17 protein-coding genes are annotated in these 22,227 nt (G+C 61.1%); 12 read left to right on the top strand and 5 right to left on the bottom strand.

From position 1 onward, the window contains the following. The first annotated feature begins 1 nt into the window (after window position 1). The 4 genes from HB376_RS21290 to HB376_RS21275 are packed head-to-tail and all read left to right on the top strand — an operon-like array spanning window position 2 to window position 3,984. The gene (locus tag HB376_RS21290; RefSeq protein WP_213765651.1) at window positions 2–781 is read left to right on the top strand and encodes an electron transfer flavoprotein subunit beta/FixA family protein; all 780 of its coding nucleotides are present in this window, start codon (window positions 2–4) and stop codon (window positions 779–781) included. A gap of 2 nt (window positions 782–783) precedes the next feature. Then, on the top strand, window positions 784–1,716 hold the full coding sequence (locus tag HB376_RS21285; RefSeq protein WP_213765650.1) for an FAD-binding protein: 933 nt from the start codon (window positions 784–786) through the stop codon (window positions 1,714–1,716). Continuing rightward, the gene (locus tag HB376_RS21280) at window positions 1,713–2,318 is read left to right on the top strand and encodes a HutD family protein (protein WP_213765649.1); all 606 of its coding nucleotides are present in this window, start codon (window positions 1,713–1,715) and stop codon (window positions 2,316–2,318) included. Before HB376_RS21285 ends, HB376_RS21280 begins: the two co-directional genes overlap by 4 nt. Next, complete coding sequence (locus tag HB376_RS21275) at window positions 2,311–3,984, top strand: electron transfer flavoprotein-ubiquinone oxidoreductase (protein WP_213765648.1); 1,674 nt, start codon at window positions 2,311–2,313, stop codon at window positions 3,982–3,984. The genes HB376_RS21280 and HB376_RS21275 overlap by 8 nt, the downstream gene beginning before the upstream one ends. Window positions 3,985–4,040: 56 nt before the next feature. Here HB376_RS21275 and HB376_RS21270 read toward each other — a convergent pair whose 3' ends face one another. Further along, window positions 4,041–4,403 (bottom strand): response regulator, encoded by a 363-nt coding sequence (locus HB376_RS21270; protein ID WP_213765647.1) that lies wholly within the window; start codon window positions 4,401–4,403, stop codon window positions 4,041–4,043. Window positions 4,404–4,579: 176 nt separating this feature from the next. Further along, window positions 4,580–6,424 carry an ATP-binding protein gene (locus HB376_RS21265; protein ID WP_346730542.1) on the bottom strand — a complete coding sequence of 615 codons (1,845 nt, stop codon included), beginning with the start codon at window positions 6,422–6,424 and terminating at the stop codon, window positions 4,580–4,582. An 850-nt stretch (window positions 6,425–7,274) separates the two neighbouring features. Between HB376_RS21265 and HB376_RS21260 the strand changes: the two genes are divergently transcribed. From HB376_RS21260 to HB376_RS21230, 7 genes are all read left to right on the top strand, one after another. Further along, the gene (locus HB376_RS21260; RefSeq protein WP_346730541.1) at window positions 7,275–7,739 is read left to right on the top strand and encodes a DUF3331 domain-containing protein; all 465 of its coding nucleotides are present in this window, start codon (window positions 7,275–7,277) and stop codon (window positions 7,737–7,739) included. A 189-nt stretch (window positions 7,740–7,928) separates the two neighbouring features. After that, window positions 7,929–8,615, top strand: a complete 687-nt coding sequence (locus tag HB376_RS21255) for a gamma-glutamylcyclotransferase (RefSeq protein WP_213765645.1) — start codon at window positions 7,929–7,931, stop codon at window positions 8,613–8,615. Between the two features lie 48 nt (window positions 8,616–8,663). Continuing rightward, on the top strand, window positions 8,664–9,662 hold the full coding sequence (locus tag HB376_RS21250; protein ID WP_213765644.1) for a LysR family transcriptional regulator: 999 nt from the start codon (window positions 8,664–8,666) through the stop codon (window positions 9,660–9,662). A 268-nt stretch (window positions 9,663–9,930) separates the two neighbouring features. After that, window positions 9,931–10,719, top strand: a complete 789-nt coding sequence (locus HB376_RS21245; protein WP_213765643.1) for an alpha/beta hydrolase — start codon at window positions 9,931–9,933, stop codon at window positions 10,717–10,719. Window positions 10,720–10,942: 223 nt separating this feature from the next. Beyond that, on the top strand, window positions 10,943–12,130 hold the full coding sequence (locus tag HB376_RS21240) for an efflux RND transporter periplasmic adaptor subunit (RefSeq protein ID WP_213765642.1): 1,188 nt from the start codon (window positions 10,943–10,945) through the stop codon (window positions 12,128–12,130). A 21-nt stretch (window positions 12,131–12,151) separates the two neighbouring features. Continuing rightward, window positions 12,152–15,424: a multidrug efflux RND transporter permease subunit gene (locus HB376_RS21235; RefSeq protein ID WP_255631483.1), complete on the top strand. Its 3,273-nt coding sequence runs from the start codon at window positions 12,152–12,154 to the stop codon at window positions 15,422–15,424. Window positions 15,425–15,434: 10 nt separating this feature from the next. Next, a complete protein-coding gene (locus HB376_RS21230) occupies window positions 15,435–16,946 on the top strand; it encodes an efflux transporter outer membrane subunit (protein ID WP_213765641.1) in 1,512 nt (503 codons plus the stop codon). 534 nt (window positions 16,947–17,480) lie between these two features. Here HB376_RS21230 and HB376_RS21225 read toward each other — a convergent pair. Next, on the bottom strand, window positions 17,481–18,392 hold the full coding sequence (locus HB376_RS21225) for a LysR family transcriptional regulator (protein WP_213765640.1): 912 nt from the start codon (window positions 18,390–18,392) through the stop codon (window positions 17,481–17,483). Between the two features lie 127 nt (window positions 18,393–18,519). Then, window positions 18,520–20,103 carry an MFS transporter gene (locus HB376_RS21220; RefSeq protein WP_213765639.1) on the bottom strand — a complete coding sequence of 528 codons (1,584 nt, stop codon included), beginning with the start codon at window positions 20,101–20,103 and terminating at the stop codon, window positions 18,520–18,522. A 273-nt stretch (window positions 20,104–20,376) separates the two neighbouring features. On the opposite strand from HB376_RS21220, the gene HB376_RS21215 reads away from it, so the two are divergent. Further along, on the top strand, window positions 20,377–20,994 hold the full coding sequence (locus HB376_RS21215; RefSeq protein ID WP_213765638.1) for a hypothetical protein: 618 nt from the start codon (window positions 20,377–20,379) through the stop codon (window positions 20,992–20,994). A 140-nt stretch (window positions 20,995–21,134) separates the two neighbouring features. Here the strand turns inward: HB376_RS21215 and rhaS are convergent, their stop codons facing one another. Next, on the bottom strand, window positions 21,135–22,160 hold the full coding sequence (rhaS, locus tag HB376_RS21210) for a rhamnose ABC transporter substrate-binding protein (RefSeq protein WP_213765637.1): 1,026 nt from the start codon (window positions 22,158–22,160) through the stop codon (window positions 21,135–21,137). Between the last annotated feature and the right edge of the window lie 67 nt (window positions 22,161–22,227).

The raw sequence follows: 22,227 nt of genomic DNA, 5'->3' as shown, positions 1-22,227 counted from the left end.
CATGAAAATTCTCGTCCCCGTGAAACGGGTCGTCGATGCCAACGTGCGCGTTCGCATCGGCTCTACCGGCAGCGTCGATACGGCAGGCCTGAAAATGTCGCTTAACCCGTTCGACGAATGCGCTATCGAGCAGGCCTTGCGTCTGCGTGAAGACGGCGTGGCGTCGAGCGTGACCGTGCTCACCTGCGGCCTGCCTGTTTGTCAGGATGTGCTGCGCACCGCATTGGCGATGGGTGCGGACAACGCAGTGCTGATCGATACAGCCGATGCTTCGCTGGACTCGCTCGCCATAGCACGCCTGCTGCATGCATTCATGACCGCCGAGGCTGATACCGATACCGACACCTTCGGTCTCGTGCTGTGCGGCAAGCAGGCGATCGATGACGACATCGGCGGCGTTGCAGCAATGCTCGCCGGGTTGCTCGGCTGGCCTCAGGCACTCAATGCATCCGCGATCGAAGCGGCAGGACGTGGCTGGCTGGTCACCTGCGGCGACGACGCCGGTACGGCCACCTGGCGCCTTGACGGGCCGGCCGTGGTCAGTGCGGACCTGCGCTTGGCCGAGCCTCGCCGCGTCACGTTGCCGAGCATCGTGAAGGCTAAACAAAAGCCGCTGCGCACGCTTGATGCCGCAACGCTCAACGTCGCTCTCGGCACACAAATCCGCATCGTGGAGATAGCCGAGCCGGCGGTCCGCCAGCCCGGCATCAAAGTCGCCGATACCGCCGCGCTGCTTGGCGCCATCGGCAGCGAGCGGCTGTTTCAGAACGTGGGAGCATGACCATGAGAAGTCTTGTCGTAGGGGAATGGGAAGACGGCGCGATCGCCGATGCGACCCTGCGTGTGCTCAGCGCGGCGAGTGAGCGTGGCGTACCGGTTGATGTGCTCACCTTTTCGCCTGCCATGGCGAATGCGGCTGCGTGCATTAACGGCGTCGGGCGCGTGTTGCTGGCATCGGACGACATACCCAATCCCGAAACACTTGCCGCGCTTCTTCAGCATATTGCTTCGGATTACTCGATGATTTCTGCGAGCCACCGCACAGCGGGACGCGCGGCCCTTCCCCGAGCCGCTGCGTTGACCGGCAACGCGTTTGTTGTGGACATCACGCGCGTTGTGACAGCACAGCGTTTCGTGCGCGGTCTCTACGCAGGCAGCGTGGTCGCGACAATCGAGAGTACGAGCGCCACGCTCTTTGCCACCATCCGGACGTCATCGTTCACGCCTGCTTGCGCAACCGGCGGCGCAGCTTCAATCGTAGCGCTCGATGCCATCACGCCGTTCACCGCAACCGTACTGACAGATCGGCAGGCCTCGGCGCAAGACGGGCGCGATCTGTCGAGCGCCCGCGTCGTAGTGGCGGGCGGACGAGGGCTGGCGTCGAAGGAAAACATGGACACGCTCGGCGTGTTGGCCCGCAACATGGGCGCCGCGCTCGGTGCGTCGCGTGCGGCAGTGGATGCAGGTTATGCGCCCAACGCCGCGCAGGTCGGGCAAACCGGCAAGACCGTGGCGCCTGAACTCTACCTCGCGTTCGGCATCTCCGGCGCAATCCAGCATCTGGCCGGGATGAAGGATTCGCAGATTATCGTAGCCGTGAACAAGGACCCTGATGCGCCGATTTTTTCGGTCGCGGACTACGGCATCGTAGGCGATCTTTTCGATGTCATGGGCGAACTCGATGCTCACGCGCGCGCAACAGGAGACGTCACATGAACGCAGTTTTCTCTGAAGAACGTTTCGAAGAACAAGCGTCGGTGCGCTTCTTCGATTGCTCGCGGATCGCGCCGGAGGCGTGGGCGAACGGTGCGGGCACGACCCGCACCATCGCACGCGGATTGGAGGGCGCATGGCGCGTGAGCCTCGCGGAATTGAGCGGTGCGGCGAAGTTCTCGCAGTTCGCGGGCTTCGATCGCACCCTGACCCTGCTCGACGATGAGACTGTCGATCTTCATTCGCAAGACGGCCAGTTAAACGCACGCGCAGGACAGCCAGTGCATTTTTCAGGTGACTTGCATGTATGGGTCACATTGCCCGCGCGTCCCGTCAACGTATTGAACGTCATGACGCGCCGCGACACCTGCGGCTCCCGCGTAAGCGTAGCGACGCATTCGGCGCGCATCACGTCCGCGTCATCGCAGATCCTGTTTTGCGTAGCCGGACAATGGTCGATAGAAAGCGCGTTGTTGCGCGACGTCTCGCTGCGTCCGCTCACGGGCATCTGGCTCGATGGCTTGCACGAAGACATCGATATGAAACCGTACGGTCCGGGTGCACAGCTTGTGTCGATTGCGATAGATCACGTACGCCATGGATAACCAAGCGCTCATCAAACAACACGGTCCCCGTGAATCCATGGAGTACGACGTCGTGATCGTGGGCGGCGGTCCTGCGGGGCTATCGGCGGCTATCCGGCTGAAGCAGCTTGCGCAGGAAAAAGGCGTCGAACTCGGCGTCTGCGTGCTGGAGAAAGGCTCCGAGATCGGTGCGCACATTCTCTCGGGTGCGGTGATGGACCCACGGGGTTTAAGCGAATTGCTCCCCGACTGGAAGACCCAGGGCGCACCGCTCGATGTGGAAGTCACCGAGGACCGCTTCCTGTTTTTATCGAAGGACGGTGCAAAACAGGTGCCCAACTGGCTGCTTCCCGACAACTTCAAGAACCACGGCAACTATGTCGTGAGTCTCGCGAACGTCACGCGCTGGCTGGGGCAACAGGCTGAAGCGCTGGGCGTTGAAATATTCCCGGGCTTTCCTGCGGCAGAAGTTCTCTACACCGAAGACGGCGCCGTGCGCGGCGTGGCGACGGGCAACATGGGCGTGGGCAAGGACGGCGAGCCGACCGGCAACTTCCAGCTCGGCATGGAACTGCACGCCAAATACACGCTGTTCTGCGAAGGCGCACGCGGCAATCTGGGCCGTCAGCTCACCGATAAATTCAAGCTCGGCCGCGACGCCGATCCGCAAGTCTACGGCCTCGGTATCAAGGAACTGTGGCAAATCGATCCCTCGAAACACAAGCCCGGGCTCGTGATTCACACGGCTGGCTGGCCGCTGGAAAACGATACCTACGGCGGCTCGTTCCTCTATCACATGGACGATAACCAGGTGATGGTGGGCTTTGTCGTCGGGCTGGGGTATTCGAATCCGTACCTGTCGCCGTTTGAGGAATTCCAGCGCTACAAGACGCATCCGGCTATCCGCACGTTCCTCGAAGGCGGCAAGCGGGTGTCGTATGGCGCGCGGGCGATCACGGCCGGCGGTTTGATGTCCTTGCCGAAGCTGGTGTTCCCGGGCGGAGCGCTGGCCGGCGACGACGCCGGATTCCTGAACGCATCGCGGATCAAGGGCAGTCACGCCGCGATCAAGTCCGGCAAAATGGCCGCCGAAGCCGCGTTCGACGCCGTGCAAGCCGGTCGTCAAGCCGACGAACTGAGTGCCTACCCCGAAGCGTTCGATCGCTCGTGGCTCAAGACCGAGTTATATCGTGCACGTAACTTCAAGCAATGGATGAGCAAGGGTTTGTATCTCGGCACGTTGATGGTCGGGTTCGAGCAGAAGGTCTTGGGCGGCAATGTGCCGTGGACGCTGCATCACCAGCACGCCGATAACGAAACGCTTAAACCCGCGTCGCAATGCAAGCCGATCGTGTATCCGAAGCCGGATGGGAAGTTGACGTTCGACCGGCTGGCGTCGGTGTTTATATCGAACACGAATCACGAGGAAAACCAGCCGCCGCATTTGACGCTGAAGGATGCATCGGTGCCGGTGGATGTGAATTTAAGAACCTACGCCGGGCCGGAAGGACGGTATTGCCCGGCACAGGTATACGAATTTGTGAAGAACGATGACGGCAGCGAGCGCTTGCAGATCAACGCGCAGAACTGCGTGCACTGCAAGACTTGCGATATCAAAGACCCGACGCAGAACATTGTGTGGGTCCCGCCAGAAGGTGGCGGTGGGCCGAATTATCCGAATATGTGAAGAGCTTAGGGGTTTGCGCGGCTCTGCTTGCCAGGCGTTAGCGCTCCACAGCCCGCCTACGGCACGCCGACCGCAACCGAGAGCCAGTGCGTCATCACCGACGGCTGGTAGGGCTTCTGCAGGAGCACCAGGGCGCCGTTTCCAACGGCCCTGGCCTGCAAGGAAGGCGTTGGATACGCGCTGATAAAGATGGTCACGGGCGCCTGGCCCTGCGCCACGAGACGCTCGTGCATTTCAACCCCTGACATGCCTGTCATGCGGATATCGGAAATCAGGCATGACGTGTCCACCGCCTCTCCCGATGCGAGAAACTCCTCTGCCGACTCGAACATGCGGGCTTCCCAACCCATCGAACGCACCAGGCTCCCTAGTGCGCGGCGAACAGCCTGGTCGTCGTCGACAATTGATATGACAGGCATTTTCTGCAAGACGCGGCCCTCGACCTCTCTCTCCCAAGGGATAACGGGCGGTGAAATTGCGCTCGTCCTTCTTGTAGTCTAAAGCCTACCTTACAAACCCGGCCTTCGCGATGATACGAATGTATAACCGGGTTTAGCCGTGCAGCGCGCTCCCAGCGGACCTCCGCTCTTCTTCTTTAGCCGACTGTGACGGAGGCCGGAAGCATGGCTGCGGGAAGGGAAAAGCTGAAGGTCGCCCCGCCATCCGGATTGTTGGCCGCCCAGATTTGCCCCCCATGTGATTCGATGATCGAACTGCAGATGGCCAGCCCCATTCCCATGCCCGTGCTTCGGGTTGTGAAGAAGGCATCGAAGAGGCGCGGCAGGTTCTGCTCGGAGATACCGGGCCCGCTGTCGCGAACGGAGACCACCACATTGCCTTCGGGATCGGTTGTCGTGGAGATAACCATTTCGCGCTTGCCCGGGACCGCTGACATCGACTGCATGCCGTTGATGATGATATTGATGAGCACCTGCTGGAGCTGCACGCGGTCGGCCAGCACCGGGGGCAGCACGGGCGCGGGCAGCAGCACGAGCGAGCCCTCGTGGCGCGCCACTTCCGCCCGGATCAGCGCAGTGGATTCCCGGACGAGTTCGTTCATCTCGACCGCGGCGCGCGCGGGTGGCGAACCCTTCATGAGCATCCTCACGCGATGAACGATGTCGGCGGCACGATTGCCCTCATCGGTCATCTGCGTGACACAACCCTCGATCTCTTCCATATTGGGCGGTTGCCGCCGCAACCAGCGCAGGCACGCTTCTCCATTCGTGACAATGGCCGCCAGCGGCTGACCAACCTCATGGGCAATGGACGCGCTCAGCTCGCCGAGCGCCGAGATGCGGCTCGCGCGCGCTAGATCATTCTGGGCCTGCTGCAGTTGCGCTTCGGTTTGCCTCATGGCGGTTATATCCATGACAGCACCGATGAACTGGCGTTTGTCCGCCTCTCCTTGCGCACCATGAGCGACGACATGCAGATACTTGATATGGCCATCGGGGAAAAGCAGCCGCAGCTGGATATCGAAATCGTCTGCCGTATTGCTGAGCTGGCTGAGCATCTGTTCGAAGATAGGCAGGTCTTCGGGATGCACGCGACGCCGCACCGTCTCGAGGGTCGGCGCGCTCGCCGGGTCATGCTCGAAAATCTCGAATGCCTGCTCCGACCAGAATATTTCCCCGGTCGCCACGTTCCACCCAAAGCTCCCGGTACGGCTCAGCTTTTGCGCTTCAGCAAGATATTGCGCCTGGCTTTTACGCAGCAACTCCTCGGCGCGCTTGCGCTGCGTGATGTCATTGTTCGTTTCGAGCGTTGCGAGCGGCGCGCCATTTTCATCGTGCTGCAAGGTCCACCGGCTAGCCACGGTGACCTGGGTGCCGTCGCGTTTGGTGTGGACCAGTTCACCCTCCCAATGCCCCTCTTGCAGGAGCATCTGACCAATCTCTTCACGCGGTGCGGGGAATACTGTCTTGAGCAATTCGTGGGCGAGCTTGCCGGTCGCTTCAGCCTTGCTCCAGCCATACAGCACCTCCGCGGCGTGGTTCCAGTAGGCGATGACCTCGTCCTTGTCACGCACGAATACCGTGTCATGGGTCAGGTCAAGCAGGCGTGCCTGAGCACGCTGGGTCTGCTCCATGCGCCGCGAGCGCCGCACAAGCGAGGTAATGGCAAGCGACGTGACGAAGAAAGCCATCAGGGGAAAATAGTCCTGAAGCTTCTGGATCCGGAAACTGAAAATGGGCGGAGTAAAGAGCACGTTCAGCAACGACGCGCCCACAACGGAAAAGATAGCTGAAGAAACGAAGCTGTCCAGAAGCGACAACAGCACAATGGCGATCAACAGGCTGAAGCCCGTAGTGGCCAGATTCAGCTGGAAGTAGAAACAGACGGCAGCAATGATACCTAGCGCTACACAGCCGCCAATCCACAGCCGCACCAGATAACCGGGCGCGCTGCTCTTGTATGACGAACCGATTGTTCCCACTACGTCCCTCCCTACGGCGAGACCGCTGCGCCATGGCAGCGCGTAGCATCGGCATGCTGGAACCATGCCTTGAAGGTTGTGCGTGCTGCCGATTCTTTACGTGAGCGAAAGCTGACAGCCACTTTTCGATGCTTCCGTTTTCCTTGTCATCATATACGTCCGTATAAGGGCAGTGAAGATCCGACTAAGCGGTTCCCCTCAAAGCGCTCGATCTTTTGCGAAGCGTACCCAGATTGTGAGCTATACCGCCGTATATCGCGATTACGCTTTTCGAGGCATCGTCCTACCCGACCGTAGAATAGCTTCCCCCACCCGCGCTCACTACGCTTAAGTCATCGCGTTCTTGCGCTCGCCGGATGACAGCGAAGCACCCTCCCCGCGCACAAGCAGCCTCATTGACCGTGCAGAACAGCGATTCGGCATGCCGGCACTTTTGCCCGCGCGTTGCCGCGCCCGACCGTTTTCCCTTTAACCGCATCTTCTGCCTCAAAGGAATTCACCGTGCCGCATGTTCTGCATACCTGGCTCTTCATTGGCGCTAACGCCTACGTCGAATACACCTTCGTTTCGTGGCTCAACAGAAGTGTCTACCGGCGCACCGTAGACCTGTCGGCCATCTGCATCCAATAGGCGTTTCGCGTCACGCCCCGTTGTTCGATAACCGCTCCGACTCTTACCCGATGAGAGGAAGATGATGTTGAACGCTGAACGCTATCGTGTGCCTGCCGAGCTCCTGTCGGAGACCGGCACGACCTACCCTTCCCCCGCTCTGCAAACACTGGCATCCACCGACCCATCTTCAGCCGCTCAGGGCAGATCCGCGCAGCCGCGGCGGGAGAGTGACAGCATCGTGCCGACGGATTCAGACCCGTGGTCCCGGATGCTGCTCGCGTTGCTGCAATTTTCCGACCCGCCCGACGAGTTCCCCGAGGAGCTCGTACGCCCTCGGTTCCCGCGGCCCGCAGTGAGCTCACGGGCGGGCCGCCGCGAGCTTCGTACCTTCACCGTGACAGTCCTCGAACAACTGGCGAACTCGCTCGTGGCCTTGTCGTGGCACGACCCTACGCTCTGTAACTATGAAGAACAAATCTGGTCGCAGACTCTCTCGCGCCGGTCCGGACGGTGCGCGCTCTCCGGCATGCACATCAGCAAGGGCGACTCGGTGTACAGGCCCAAAACGCGAGGCGGCGTGGCACCCCTGAACGGCGACGCAATGATTCTCGCGTCGGCGCTGCGCAAGATTCGCGACGGCTTACCCGAGCCGCAACCGGTGCTGCCAGCGGCTGCGGTCAGGCCCAGGGTCATAAAGAGGTAGAAGCAGAGGCAGAGGCAGAGGCGCAGTTGGATTGTCGCTCCAGAATCGCCAAAGCGTCTCCCGCGTCAGTATTTATTCGGCAAGGGACCGCGGTCATATTCGGGTCAAGCTTGGGTGAATGGCTGATCGTACTTTCCTGATGCCGCCGTATGACACCCGGGCATTTCCAACCTTGACCGGGCAATGGCGATGCTGACACGACAGGCGATTCACTCAGGTGCTTATCTCGAGAACTTCGAGTCCCTGCCGAATCTTTGGACGCAGGAGCGAATCGAGCGCTCTCTCACCGACACCATGAAGCTGCGCCCCAAGGACGCGGAGGACGTGTGGATTTTCGCGTACGGCTCGCTCATGTGGAACCCGTTGGTGGACTTCGATAAGCGCCAGGTCGCGACGCTGCACGACTGGCATCGCAGTTTCTGCCTTCGGATGGTCGCTGGTCGCGCCAGCCCCGAGATGCCCGGTCGGATGCTCGCGCTCGAGGCCGGAGGGCATGCCCACGGCGTGGCTTTGAGGCTGCCCCGGGCGACGACCGATGAAGAGCTGCGAGTCGTGTGGATTCGCGAGATGGTATTGGGTTCCTACGCGCCAACGTGGGCACCCGTCACGCTTGACGACGGCACCGAGACCCACGCGATTGCGTTTGTGGCTGACACACATCGCGAGCAATACGAAGCTGATTCGCGTGTGTCGACGGTGGCACCGCTCGTGGCAACTACCGCGGGCAAGTTTGGCAGCAACGCCGAGTATGTGTTCAAGCTACATGCCGCGCTTAAGCAGTGCAGCCTCCACGACCCCTACATAGAAGCGCTCGCCGGTGAGATTCAGCGCCTCTCCCGCCGGGCGCCAGGTGAACTGTCAGGCGCTCCTGAATGACGCGTCGCGGGCGCCCAGGCCGGTGACCCTTGCAGAGACTCAAACACAATGGACAAACTTCAGGCGATGCAGGTCTTCACCCGCGTGGTCGACACCAACAGCTTCTCTGGTGCCGCTGACTCCTTGCACATGACACGCTCGTCAGTCACCACCATCATCCAGAACCTCGAGGCTTACCTCAAGGTACGGCTTCTGAACCGGACCACCCGCCGCATCAGCGTGACGCCGGATGGCGCCGCGTATTACGAACGCTGCTCGCGGATTCTCGCGGAGGTCGAGGACTCGGAGAACTCGTTCTCCACAACGGCCAGCCCCAGGGGCAAACTCAAGGTGGATATGCCGGGCTCGATCGGGCGGCTTATCGTCGTACCCGCGCTGGATGACTTCCACGCTCGGTACCCTGACATCGACCTGATGCTCGGCGTGGGCGACAAGGCCGTGGACCTTGTGCAGGATAGTGTGGACTGCGCGATTCGCATGGGCCCGATGCAGGACTCCACGCTCGTTGCACGGCGGGTAGGGGTCTCGGAATTCGTGACCGTCGCAAGCCCCGACTATCTTGCGCGCAACGGCGAACCCAAGACACTCGCCGACCTCGATCGTCATATTGCGGTGAACTACTTCTCCAGCCGCAACGGCCGCATTGTAGAGATGGATTTTGTTGTCGACGGCAAGCCGGTCGAAATCCAGATTCGCTCAAGGCTCGCGGCCAACGACGGCGACGCGTACCTGCAATGCGGCTTGAAAGGACTCGGCATTATCCAGGTGCCGCACTTCCTGGCGCTTCCCCATCTCCAGTCCGGCACGCTGATCGAGGTGCTGGAGAAATGGCGGCCCATGCCCTTTCCTATTTCTGCGGTGTATCCGCAGAACCGCCGTCTCTCGCCGCAAGTGCGGGTCTTTGTAGAGTGGATCGCAGAGCTCTTCGAGCAGTGCAAGATCCTGCGAGCCGACAACCCCCTGCCCCCGGGCCTCGCACAGTACCTGAAGCCGCGTCATCCTGCGCGAGTCGCCACGCCACGCAGTGAGGATGCAACGGCAATGTGACCGGCGTCCGGCAGGTCCGCGCCGCTGACACCAGAGCGCGAGTCGATTCTTCGCAAGGCAAGGTAAGCGCAGTTCAGCGACTGCGTGCGCGATGCCCGACGGACCTGTCACGCCCGAACCTTTAGCTCCCCTTTTGATAACAGAATTCGCTACGAGCGAATTGTCTTGTCGAAAGTGAGACGTTTATCTCAACGAGGGTTATGTGGACAATCCGGTCTGCGAATAACGCTCACATCCCCCTCTAATTGAGAATTTCCACTCACCTCACATGAAAGCGAAGCTGGAATTATCCGACATCGGAATCGCGGGTCACGCGCAGCACATTACATTGCGCAGCTACCGGCCGATAACATCCGGCGCGCTTCCCATCGTGTTGTATTTCCACGGAGGGTGCTTCGTCAAGGGAAGCCTCGACGACGCGAACGAACCCGCTTCGTTTCTCGCGACCAGCACGCCGGCATGGGTTATTGCCGTGGGGTATTCGCTCGCACCCGCCTTCCCGTTTCCGGCCGCAACCGAGGACGCGTATCTCGCGCTGGCGTGGGCCGCATCCAACGCACGTTCGTACGGCGCAGACGCCACGCGTCTTGCTGCGGTCGGCTATGACGCGGGCGGAAGCATTGCGGCCGGCCTCGCCGCCATCGCACGCGACCGCGGTGTCCACAGGCTGGCGGCGCAAGCGCTTCTGGCGCCGCTGCTCGACCCGAGCATGACCCGGTTGATCGATAGCAAGGCCACCTCCTCGAACGATGATTTCGATGCCGAGGCATGCGCGCGCTTTTATCGCGCCTATCTTCCCACCGCTTCGCAGCGTATCCATCCTTATGCAGCGCCACTCGAATCACGACGGCTCGGCACCTTGCCGCCCACGTTGATCGCCAGCGCGGAAGCATCCCTGGTTCGTGCAGACGGCGAGACCTACGCAAGAGAGCTGATTGCGGCGGGCGTGCCGGTAGAGATGACACGGCATGGCGGCACCACCCATGGCGAACTCGTCTCGCACGCACCGGCACTGGCCGATGTTGCGGAGTTCTTGCGCAAGCGCCTCACCCCGTAGCGACATGCGCGGACATGAGCGGACGCAAGCGGACATGAGCGAAATTGTCGCCCTGGTGGATACAAAGAAACCACTGAAGCCTACTTTATAACCTCAAGCCCGGAAGCCATACTTCCGTCAACGCTACACACGCATCCGAGTCGCAGTGTTGTGACGGCTATGAGCCGAGCTGAATCCCGATGCGTTTTCCCGGATCACTTTGTATCTATAAGGAATACTACTTATGCTAACCCATCGCAAAAAACAGCTTACCGCCGCGCTCGGTGCCGTTGCTTTAGTTGGCGCAATAGCGGGCGTTGGCTTCACCCACGGAATCAATTCAGGGCCGGTCGCTGCAGCTCAAGCGGCTGACACCCCGGCGCCGGCGGCCGATGTCGATGTTGCCGCGGTTCTCTCCGAGACGATTACCGACTGGCAAAGCTATTCCGGCCGCCTGGAAGCGATCGACCATGTCGATGTGCGCCCGCTCGTGCCCGGCACTATCGTCGCCGTGCATTTCAAAGACGGCGCACTTGTGAAGAAGGGCGACCCGCTCTTTACGATCGATCCGCGCCCGTACGTTGCGGAAGTCGACCGCACAGCCGCGCAGCTAGCCGCTGCTCAGGCGCGGGCCACCTATACCTCGACTGACGCGGCGCGCGCTGACCGGCTGCTGGCGGATAACGCAATCGCCAGGCGCGACTACGACGAGAAACAAAACGCCTCGCGCGAAGCCGCGGCCGGTGTGAAAGCAGCGAAGGCGGCACTCGAAGCCGCGCAAGTCAATCTCAGCTACACCACGGTGAACGCGCCCGTATCCGGGCGCGTTTCGCGTGCCGAACTGACGGTGGGTAACGTGGTGTCGGCAGGCGCCAACGCCCCGCTGCTGACCACGCTCGTCTCCGTGTCGCCGATCTACGCATCGTTCGATGTCGATGAACAAACGTACTTGCAATATCTCGGCCGTGACCGCAATGCCAAAGTGCCGGTCTCGCTCGGTCTTGCGAACGAAGACGGCTATTCGCGCCAGGGCACGGTCACGTCAGTCGACAACCGGCTGGACACCTCGTCAGGCACCATCCGCGTGCGCGCCAGCATCGACAACACCGACGGCTCGCTCGTTCCCGGCCTCTATGCACGCGTGAAGGTTGGCGGCGGTGAAGCGCACCCGGCCATCCTGATCGACGACGCGGCGGTCGGCACGGACCAGGCGAAGAAATACGTTCTGGTGGTCGATGGCGCGGGCAAGGTGCAATACCGTGAAGTCCGCCTGGGCGGCCTGCACGACAACCTTCGCGTGGTCATCTCGGGCTTGAAACCGGGTGAGCGCATTGTCGTGAACGGTCTTCAGCGCGCCCGGCCGAACGACACCGTGCGGGCCAACCTGGTCAACATGGCCGACGCCGCGAAGTCAGCCGCGTCAGCGACATAACAGGCTACGGAGAAGCTCATCATGAACATCTCAAAGTATTTCATCGACCGGCCCATCTTTGCGGGCGTGCTGTCGGTGGTGATCTTGCTGGCCGGCATTATCGCGCTGACGAAATTGCCAACGGCGGAGTACCCGGAAGTCGTGCCGCCTTCAGTGGTCGTCCGTGCGCAGTATCCGGGAGCCAACCCGAAGGTCATCGCGGAAACGGTTGCTTCGCCGATTGAAGAACAGATCAACGGCGTCGAAAACATGCTGTACATGCAGTCGCAGGCGAACAGCGACGGCAACATGACCACGACCGTTACGTTCAAGCTCGGCACCGATCCGGACAAGGCGCAGCAACTCGTTCAGAACCGCGTCTCGCAGGCCATGCCGCGTTTGCCGGAAGACGTTCAGCGACTCGGGGTGACTACCGTCAAGTCGTCACCGACGCTGACCATGGGCGTGAACGTCGGCTCGCCCAACGGCCGCTACGATCTGAACTACCTGCGCAACTACGCGCTCATCAACATCAAGGACCACCTCGCACAGGTTCCCGGTGTGGGTGAAGTCGTGATGTGGGGTGGTGGCGACTATTCGATGCGCGTCTGGCTCGACCCGACCAAGGTGGCCAGCCAGAACATGACCGCTACGGACATCGTCAAGGCGATCCGCGAGCAGAACGTCCAGGTTGCAGCGGGTATTGTCGGCGGCGCACCGATGACCACGAACGTGCCGCTGCAACTCAGCGTAAACGCGCAAGGCCGCCTGAAGACCGAAGACGAGTTCCGCAAGATTATCCTGAAGACATCGCCCGATGGTGCGGTGACGCATCTCAGCGATGTTGCCCGCGTGGAAATGGGCGCGGCGGACTATGCGCTGCGCGCGAGCCTCGACGGCAAGCCCGCCGTGCAGATCATCATCTTCCAGCAGCCGAACGCGAACTCTCTGCAGATCTCGACCGACGTGAGACGGATCACGGCGGAACTGCAAAAGGATATGCCGGACGACGTCAAGGCCGAGATCGTCTATGACCCGACGCAGTTCGTGCGCGAAAGTATCGACGCGGTGATCCACACGCTCTTCGAGGCGATCGTCCTCGTCGTGATCGTGGTGATCGTGTTCTTGCAGACGTGGCGCGCGTCGCTGATTCCGCTGCTCGCAGTGCCGGTGTCGATTGTCGGCACGTTCTCGCTGATGCTCGCGTTCGGCTTCTCGATCAACGCGCTATCGCTCTTCGGGATGGTGCTTGCTATTGGGATCGTGGTCGACGACGCCATTGTGGTGGTCGAGAACGTGGAGCGGAACATTGCTGCCGGGCTCACGCCTCTGGAGGCATCGTATGAAGCAATGCGTGAAGTCAGCGGACCGATTGTCGCTATCGCGCTCACGCTGATTGCCGTCTTCGTGCCGCTCGCCTTCATGTCGGGCCTGACCGGTCAGTTCTACAAGCAGTTCGCGATGACCATCGCGATTTCAACGGTCATCTCCGCGTTCAATTCGCTCACGTTGTCGCCCGCTCTGTCCGCGCTGCTGCTGAAAAGTCACCATGCGCCGAAGGACTGGCTCACGCGGTTTATGGACCGGATCCTCGGACCGTTCTTCAACGTCTTCAACAAGGTCTTCAATCGCGGCTCAGAAGCGTACGGGCGCGGCGTGGGCGGCGTCATCAACCGCAAGTTTGCAATGATGGTGGTGTATGGCGTACTGCTCGGTGGCACGGTCCTTCTCGGCAAGATCGTGCCCGGTGGTTTCGTTCCTGCACAGGACAAGGATTACCTCGTCAGTATCCTGCAGTTGCCAAGCGGCGCATCACTCGACCGCACGGCGAAGGTCGTTCATCAGATGGGCGAGATTGCCCGCAAGCAACCGGGTGTCGAGCATACGCCGGAATTTCCAGGCCTCAACGTGACCGGCCTGATGAACTCATCGAGCAGCGGTCTCGTGTTTCCGGTGATGAGTCCATCCAAGCATCGCGGCAAGGACGAATCGGCGAATGCCATTGTCGGCAACCTGAACAAGGAATACGGCGGCATCAAGGACGCCATGATTGCGACGTTCCCGCCTCCGCCGGTGTCCGGCCTTGGCACGATCGGCGGCTTCAAGCTGCAGATCGAGGACCGCGGCGCGCTGGGTTACGAAGCGCTGAACAAGGCTACGCAAGCATTCCTCGCGGCCGCTGCGAAAGCGCCGGAACTTGGACCGTCGTTTTCAAGCTATCAGATCAACGTGCCGCAACTGAATGTGGAACTGGATCGTGAGAAGGCCAAGCAACTCGGCGTCAGCGTGACCGACGTGTTCGACACCATGCAGATCTACCTCGGCTCGCTGTACGTGAACGACTTCAACAAGTTCGGCCGGGTCTATCAGGTGCGCGCTCAAGCCGATGCGCCGTTCCGCGCAACGGCCGACAGCATCCTCGAGTTGAAGACGCGCAATGCCGCCGGCGACATGGTGCCGTTGTCGTCTCTCGTGAAGGTCACGCCGACCTTCGGCCCGGAAACCGTGATTCGCTACAACGGTTTCCTTGCAGCCGACATCAACGGTGGTCCGGCACCCGGTTATTCTTCCGGGCAAGCCATGGCCGCAGTCGAGCGCATTGCTGCACAGACGCTGCCGCGCGGCATCAAGTTCGAGTGGACCGACCTCACGTATCAGCAGATCCTCGCCGGCAATGCAGCGCTGTGGGTGTTCCCGATCAGCGTGCTGCTCGTGTTCCTGGTGCTCGCTGCAATGTATGAGAGCCTGACGTTGCCGCTCGCGATCCTGCTGATCGTGCCAATGAGTATTCTGTCGGCGCTGTTCGGCGTGTGGCTCACGCAAGGCGATAACAACATCTTCACGCAGATCGGCCTGATGGTGCTCGTGGGGTTATCGGCGAAGAACGCGATCCTGATTGTCGAGTTCGCGCGCGAGCTGGAAATACAAGGCCGCACGATTGTCCAGGCTGCCATAGAAGCATGCCGCTTGAGGTTGCGCCCGATTCTCATGACGTCGATCGCTTTCATCATGGGCGTGATTCCTCTCGTGGTGTCAACGGGCGCCGGTTCGGAAATGCGTCGCGCCATGGGCATTGCCGTGTTCTTCGGCATGCTGGGCGTCACCCTGTTCGGGCTTCTGCTGACTCCCGTGTTCTACGTGCTTCTGCGTAAGCTCGCCGGAGGCAAGCAACTCAAGGACAAGCATGGTAAGCACCCGCATATCCATGGCCCCCACGATCATGGTCCTGACGGCGGCGGCACGGGCGGCTCGCATGGCACGGCTGTGACGCCAACGCCCCGGCCCGAGATTCCCGAACCCGCACTGCAGGACTAAGGAGACCATCATGCATAGATTTCTTTCGATGAAAAAAGCCTTCACCGGCTCGATCCTGCTGGGTGCGTTGCTGGTCCTCGCCGGCTGTTCGCTGGCTCCGACGTACGAGGTGCCGTCGACGCCTGCAATCGCGACGTTCAAGGAAGCGCCGCAAGCAGAATTGAAACCGGATGAGCGCGGTACGTGGAAGGTCGCGCAGCCGTCTGAAGAGGCAGCGCGCGGTCAATGGTGGACTGTCTTCCAGGACCCGAAGCTGAACGACCTGGAAGAGCAGGCGCTGGCGGCAAACCAGAACCTCGCAGCGGCGGCCGCACGCGTGAAGGAAGCCCGTGCGATGAACCAGGCGGCACGCGCGGGGTTCTTCCCGTCGCTGGACGCCGGCTTCGGTCCAACGCGGCAGAAGGTGTCCGCCGCGTCGCTCTTCGAGCCGGACGGCACCAACGTGCCGCAGCAGACCCTCTGGCGTGCCCAGGCGAGCGTGTCGTATGAGGTGGACCTGTTCGGTCGCGTCACGTCGACGGTCGATGCGTCGAAGGCCGACATGCAGCAGAGTGAAGCCCTCTTCCGCTCGGTGCAGTTGGCGCTTCAGGCGGACGTCGCGCAGAACTACTTCGCGCTGCGTGAGCTGGACGCAGAGAGCCAGGTGTTTGCGTCGGCGGTCGACTTGCGGGAGCAGGCACTCAAGCTGGTTCAGCGCCGCTACACCGAAGGGGAGATTACCGAACTCGATGTGTCACGTGCACAGTCCGAATTAGCGACGGCCCGCTCGGACGCGATGACGGTCCAGCGCTTGCGGGCGACATCCGAACACAGCCTGGCCGTGCTGCTTGGCAAGGCCCCTGCGGAGTTCTCGATGGCCGCTGATCCGCTCAAGCCGGTGACCCTGCGTATACCGCCTGGTTTGCCGTCGTCGCTGCTTGAGCGTCGACCGGATATCGCCGCCGCCGAGCGTGCGATGGCCGCGGCGAATGCCCGGGTTGGTGTGGCGAAGGCCGCGTTCTTCCCGTCCCTCACGCTCACGGGCGCGGGCGGTTTCGAGTCGGCGACAATCGGTGATCTGTTCAAATGGAGCAGCCGTGCGTTCCTGCTTGGGCCGCTTGCGGGCACGTCGCTCAACATCCCGATCTTCGATGGCGGCCGCCGCAAGGGCAACCTCGCGAACGCGCGCGCCGTTTATGACGAGGACGTGGCGAACTACCGTCAGCAGGTGCTGACTGCGTTCCGCGAAGTGGAAGACAACCTGTCCGATATGCGCATTCTCGAGGACCAGACAAAGACGCAAGCAGAAGCCGTCAATGCCTCGGCTCGCGCGGCGCAGTTATCGCGGACGCAGTACACGGAAGGTGCGGTCAACTACCTCGACGTAATAGACGCCGAGCGTACGGTGCTGCAGTCCCGTCGCGCCGCGGTGCAGTTACAGGGCGTGCAGGCTGCGGCGACGGTCAACCTTATCCGCGCGCTGGGTGGCGGATGGGGCGATGCAATGGCCGCCACCGATGTTCCGTCGCTCGCCCAGAAGTAGTAGTGGACGTGATGTCATTGAGCAAACCGAGCGCCCATCCGGAGTATCGGATGGGCGCTCGGTCACTTGAAGTATCGGGAGTAGAGAGATGAAGATTCAAATGCCTCACCAGAGCCTGACAACGCCGCTTCACTGGCTTCATCGTGCGATCTGCCGACAGGTGAGAAGCCGGCTTCGCATCGGCTCCCTTGCGCTGGCGCAGGCACGAGTCCTCAAGGTCGCCATTGCGCTCTTTGTGGCCATCACAAACGCAATCGGGCGTACATGAACGCTTAGTTACACAGAGTGCGTCCGCGAATCGGACAAAGTTCAAGTGGGGATAGCTGCGTACCGCCGCAATTTAATCGGGACTCCGCTTGATGAGAGCGAAGCCCCTGGCCCAGGGTGTGGCAACATCGAGGAGATAGGGTTGGGCATAGATTACCCGCGGCGCGTTGCGCGTTAAAGCCCTTATCGACGAAAAGTCTTTTCGCTCTTTTTGAACAGAGATCGCACCCTCTCGATCATGCTGCGCGAGCGCTTGCAACAGCGGTCTTATCCCGCGGTTTGCTGCAGCGTTTCCGCCAGATGATTCACGACCGCGCGGGTCTTGGCTGCCATCTTCTGACCGAGCGAAATGATCGCGTGCACCGGTGGTCCATCGACGTCTGCTTCCGGAAGCAAATGAACCAGCTTGCCCGACTTGACGTACGGCAAAGCCACCCGGTCCAGGATCTGCGTGATCCCGAAACCGGTCACCGAAGCTTCCACCAGGGCCTGACCATCGGCAAGCACAAGTATGGGCACGGGGGACAGTTCGCGCACGGTGTCGCCGTCCCGGACCGTCCACCCACGCAAACGCCCGGTTGGTCCCCGGAAGACTATAGCGTCGTGGCTGGCCAGATCCGCCAGCGTCTTGACGTCGCCGCTACGCTGCAGGTATTCAGGAGACGCGTAAAGTCCGAGCCGCAAATCACACAGCTTGCGTACGGTCAGCTCGCTGTCCTCCGGGAGCGCACCTATGCGCACGACAACGTCCCAGCCCTCGCCGATGGGGTCGGACATCCGGTCGGTCAGCGCTATCTCCAGCGTAAGCTTGGGATGCTTCGCGCGAAGATCGATGAAGCTCGGCAGCAGCAGTCGCCCGAAACCCGCCGGCAAGTCTATTTTCACGCGGCCCACGGGCTCGGAGCGCCTTGAAGCGAGTTGCTGCTCGGCTTCGCGAAGGCCACACAGTGCTTGCTGTGCGGCAAGCAGGTAAGTCTCGCCGTCTTCGGTCAGCCGCACGGCGCGCGTCGTGCGCTGGAAAAGCCGGGTGCCGAGCCGTGCCTCGAGACGCTGCACGGCCTTGCCGACGTTGGACTTGCTGCTGCCGATCTCTTCTGCAGCGCGGGTAAAGCTGCCGCTCTGCGCGACCGCCACAAAAACCGCGATCTCGGCCATGGGTGCATCGACGCGCTCACTCATCACTTAACCCGCTTAGAAAAGTTGGAAAATAATAACCTGATTAGTGGCAGACATCTTGCCGCTTGCTCAAGATAAAAGGGCCGCCTCACCCTGAGACGGCCCCTCAACTCGTGCAGCATGGAATCTGTCAGGCGTTCACCGCTACATCGACAACAGCTTTCTTTTCGGAATTTACGTTTGCATCCGGTTCGTCGTCCTGCGCCGGCGTGCGGCTCAGAAAGGCAAACGTAGCGAACGCGGAGAGCAGCGTGATAACAATCAGTACATGCAGCAGGCTCGTGAACGCATCCGCGTAGCTTGTCGAGAGTGCATGACGGCTGACTTCAGGAAGCGTCGCCGCCGCCCGCGCCATATCACCGGTAGTCACACGCTGCGCAGCTTCTGCAATTCGCATGCTCAATTCCACCGACGTATCCGGAATAATCCGGGCAAGGCTCGTGTGTGCAAGCGCTGCCAGGATGGCCGTGGCAATCGCGAGCGCGATACCTTCGCCTGCCACGCGCGTGGTGCTAAAGATGCCGGACGCCATGCCTGCACGCTCTTTCGGCACAACGCTGACCGAGAGTCCATCCATGAGACCCCAGGGCATGCCCGCACCAATGCCGATCACCAGCATGGGCATGACAAGCGCCTCTTTTGAAGCGCTGAAATCAACGAGACTCAACCAGTAAAGACCGGCGGCCGCAATCAGGAAACCAATGCCCGACAGCACGCCTGCGGACACCCAACGCGTGAACGAGGCCACCAGCATTGGCACGACGAGCATGGGGGCGGACAGCGCAATCATCAGGAGACCTGCATCGATTTCGCTCAAGCCTTCCGCGCCGATAAAGCGCAACGGCAGCATCACGATAAGCACGATGTAGCAATAACATGTACCCACCGGCAGGATCTGCACACCAACGAAACGCGGATAGCGAAACAGGCTCAGTTCGAGCATCGGCCGCTTGACGCGCGTCTCGATCAGGACAAACGCAACCAGCGTGACGGCGGAGGCAACCAGCAGGCTGACGACCAACGGGCTTCCCCAACCGCTTTCCGGCGCCTGGATGACGCCAGACGTAAAGAGCGCGAGCGTCGCCGTGAAAGTGATCGTGCCCGGATAATCCAGCCCCATCGCACCCGGATCGCGGGTCTCCCGCATGCGCGGCACGCCGAAGACAAAGGCCACAAGACCAATGGCTGCAATGACCACGAAAATCGAACGCCAGCCGAAGTGTTCGATCAGCGCGCCCGCCAGCAACGGACCAAACGCCAGGCCGATGCCAAAGCTCGTACCGAGCATGCTGAACGCGCGGGTACGTGCGTGACCGTCGAACTCCTGGGCGAGTGACGCGGCGCCGCTCGAGAGCGAAGCAGCCGCCGCTACGCCTTGAGTCGCTCGCAGGATATCCAGCCAGAGCGTCGACGGCGCAAAGCTCATGGCGAACGACGTGATGATGAAGCCGCCCAGCCCGAAGACAAAAAGGCGCTTGCGGCCAAACTGGTCTGCCAGTGCCCCGGCGACCATCAGCAGGCTGCCAAAACTGAGCATGAACGCGTTGGTGACCCACGTAAGCATCGCGGGGCTGCCGCCAAGGTCCCGACCGATGGCGGGCGTAGCGACTGCGCCGCCCGAGAAGGCTAGTGGCAGCACAAGCGCGGACAAGCAGACAGCGGCGAGTATCAGCAGCTTATTGCGATCCGCTCCGTGTGATGTTGCAGTGTTCATTGGTGACTCTATCGGGGAGGTTGAAAATCCAGGCAGGACGACACGACTGGCGGACTCGGCGAGCCGTCGAAACGCATCATTGTGGATAGTGTGCAGCCCGGGATAAACAGCGCCGCAGTGGTCAGAGCGTCGCCCTGCAAGCGACAATCCACTTGGGCCTTCGCCACGAACCTGACTGTCTCCCGATAAGCGACACAGCGTCTCCCGAGCGCGTCTTCTCCTATCGCGGTAAAACACTTAGGATTACTTTTAAAAATACGCTTCAACGCGACGATGGCAGGGTTTCACGGAGTCGAACTGCACGCGGCGCACGGTTATCTGCTGGACCAGTTCTTCTGGCCAGGCACAAACAAACGTGATGACCGCTATGGTGGCTCGCTCGGCAACCGCGCACGCCTCGCGGCCGAGGCTATCGCGGAAATCCGTCGCATGACGGGTCCGGACTTCGCTGTCTCGCTGCGTATCTCACAGTGGAAGGTTCAGGACTTCCAAGCGAAGAACTTCAACACGCCGGCGGAACTCGAAGAATTCGCCCGCATCATGGTCGATGCAGGCGTAGACGTTTTTCATTGCTCGACGCGCCGCTTCTGGGACACCGAGTTCGAGTCGGACCAGAACCTGACTGCCTGGACGAAGAAGCTCTCGGACAAGCCGACTATCACGGTTGGCTCCGTCGGTATGACAGGCGAGCACATTGACACGCTCATGGGCGAAGGTAGCAACGTGGCTTCGCTTGACCATTTGCTGCAACTGATGGACCGCGGTGATTTTGACCTCGTTGCGGTCGGACGCGGCATGCTGGTCGATGCCGACTGGGCCAACAAGGTTCGCGAAGGCCGTATCGATCAACTGAACAACTGGAACCCGGACGTACTGAAGTCGTTGGCGTAAAGCGCTATATGAATTGCAGCCTTCGCAGATTCAATCCTGCCGGCGTAAACCGCAGACGGGTACCCAATCCACGATTGGGTACCCGTCTTTAACTACGCCTTTCTTCCCACCCATACTTTCGTTCTTCGGCAGACTTCGCTCTAGAAATTGAAGTTGTCGATATTCGAAGAATCAAACGTGGTCGGCGGTCCAAGCACGACTTCGCCACTCTTGCCCACCGTGCGCTTGCCCAGCTTGCCTGCGTCGAAGCTGTCGCCTTCCTTGCCCGTGATCGTGCCTGAAGCAAGATTAGCCGCCGCGTACGCCGCGAGGTAGCCGAGTTGACCCGGGTCCCACAACTGGAACGCCTTCACCGTGCCGTTCTTGATGAACGCGCGCATCTGGTTCGGCGTGCCGAGTCCGGTGACCATGACCTTGCCCTTGGCCGGCGACGTCGAGATATAACGCGCCGCCGCTGCAATGCCCACGGTCGTTGGGGAAATGATGCCCTTCAGGTTCGGATACGCCTGCAACAAGCCCTGCGTTTCGACGAACGACTTCTGGTCGTCGTCGTTACCGTAGGCAATCTTCACCAGCTTCATCTTCGAATATTCCGGCTTCTTCAGCTCCTCCTCCATCCACTTGATCCAGGTGTTCTGGTTCGTGGCGTTCGGCGTAGCCGAGAGGATCGCGAACTCACCCTCGCCTCCTATCAGCTTCGACATCAACTGCACCTGCCCCCGTCCGATCCCTTCCGAGTTCGCCTGATTGACGAAGATCTGGCGGCCATCGGGCGCGGTATCCGAGTCGAACGTGACGACCTTCACGCCTTGCGCCATCGCTTTCTTCAGGTACGGAACGACCGCGTTGGCATCGTTCGCGGCAATCACGATCGCATCCTGGCGCTGCGTGATCAGCGTGTTGATGTACTGAACTTGCGACGATGCACCCGCATCCGATGGCCCGACAACCTTGCCCTGGCCGCCCATCTCCTTGATCGCCGCCAGACCGCCGTCGTCAGCAATCACTTCGTACGGGTTGTTGATCTGCTTGGGCAGGAACGCTATTTTCAGGTCTTTTTTCAAGTCCGCGGCGTTCGCGCTGATCGGAATCAACGCCGCCGCGGACACCGCGATCAGCGCGGCGCATAACGCCGGACCGCGGATGGACTGGAAGGGTTTGAACATGCTTGTGTCTCCTGATGTCGCGCGCTGCTCCGGTTCAGTGAATGGCCGGAGTCTTCACGCTGGTTTT

Source organism: Caballeronia sp. dw_19, assembly GCF_018449515.1.
GTDB lineage: Bacteria > Pseudomonadota > Gammaproteobacteria > Burkholderiales > Burkholderiaceae > Caballeronia.
This window is presented reverse-complemented; position numbering and strand designations above follow the sequence as displayed.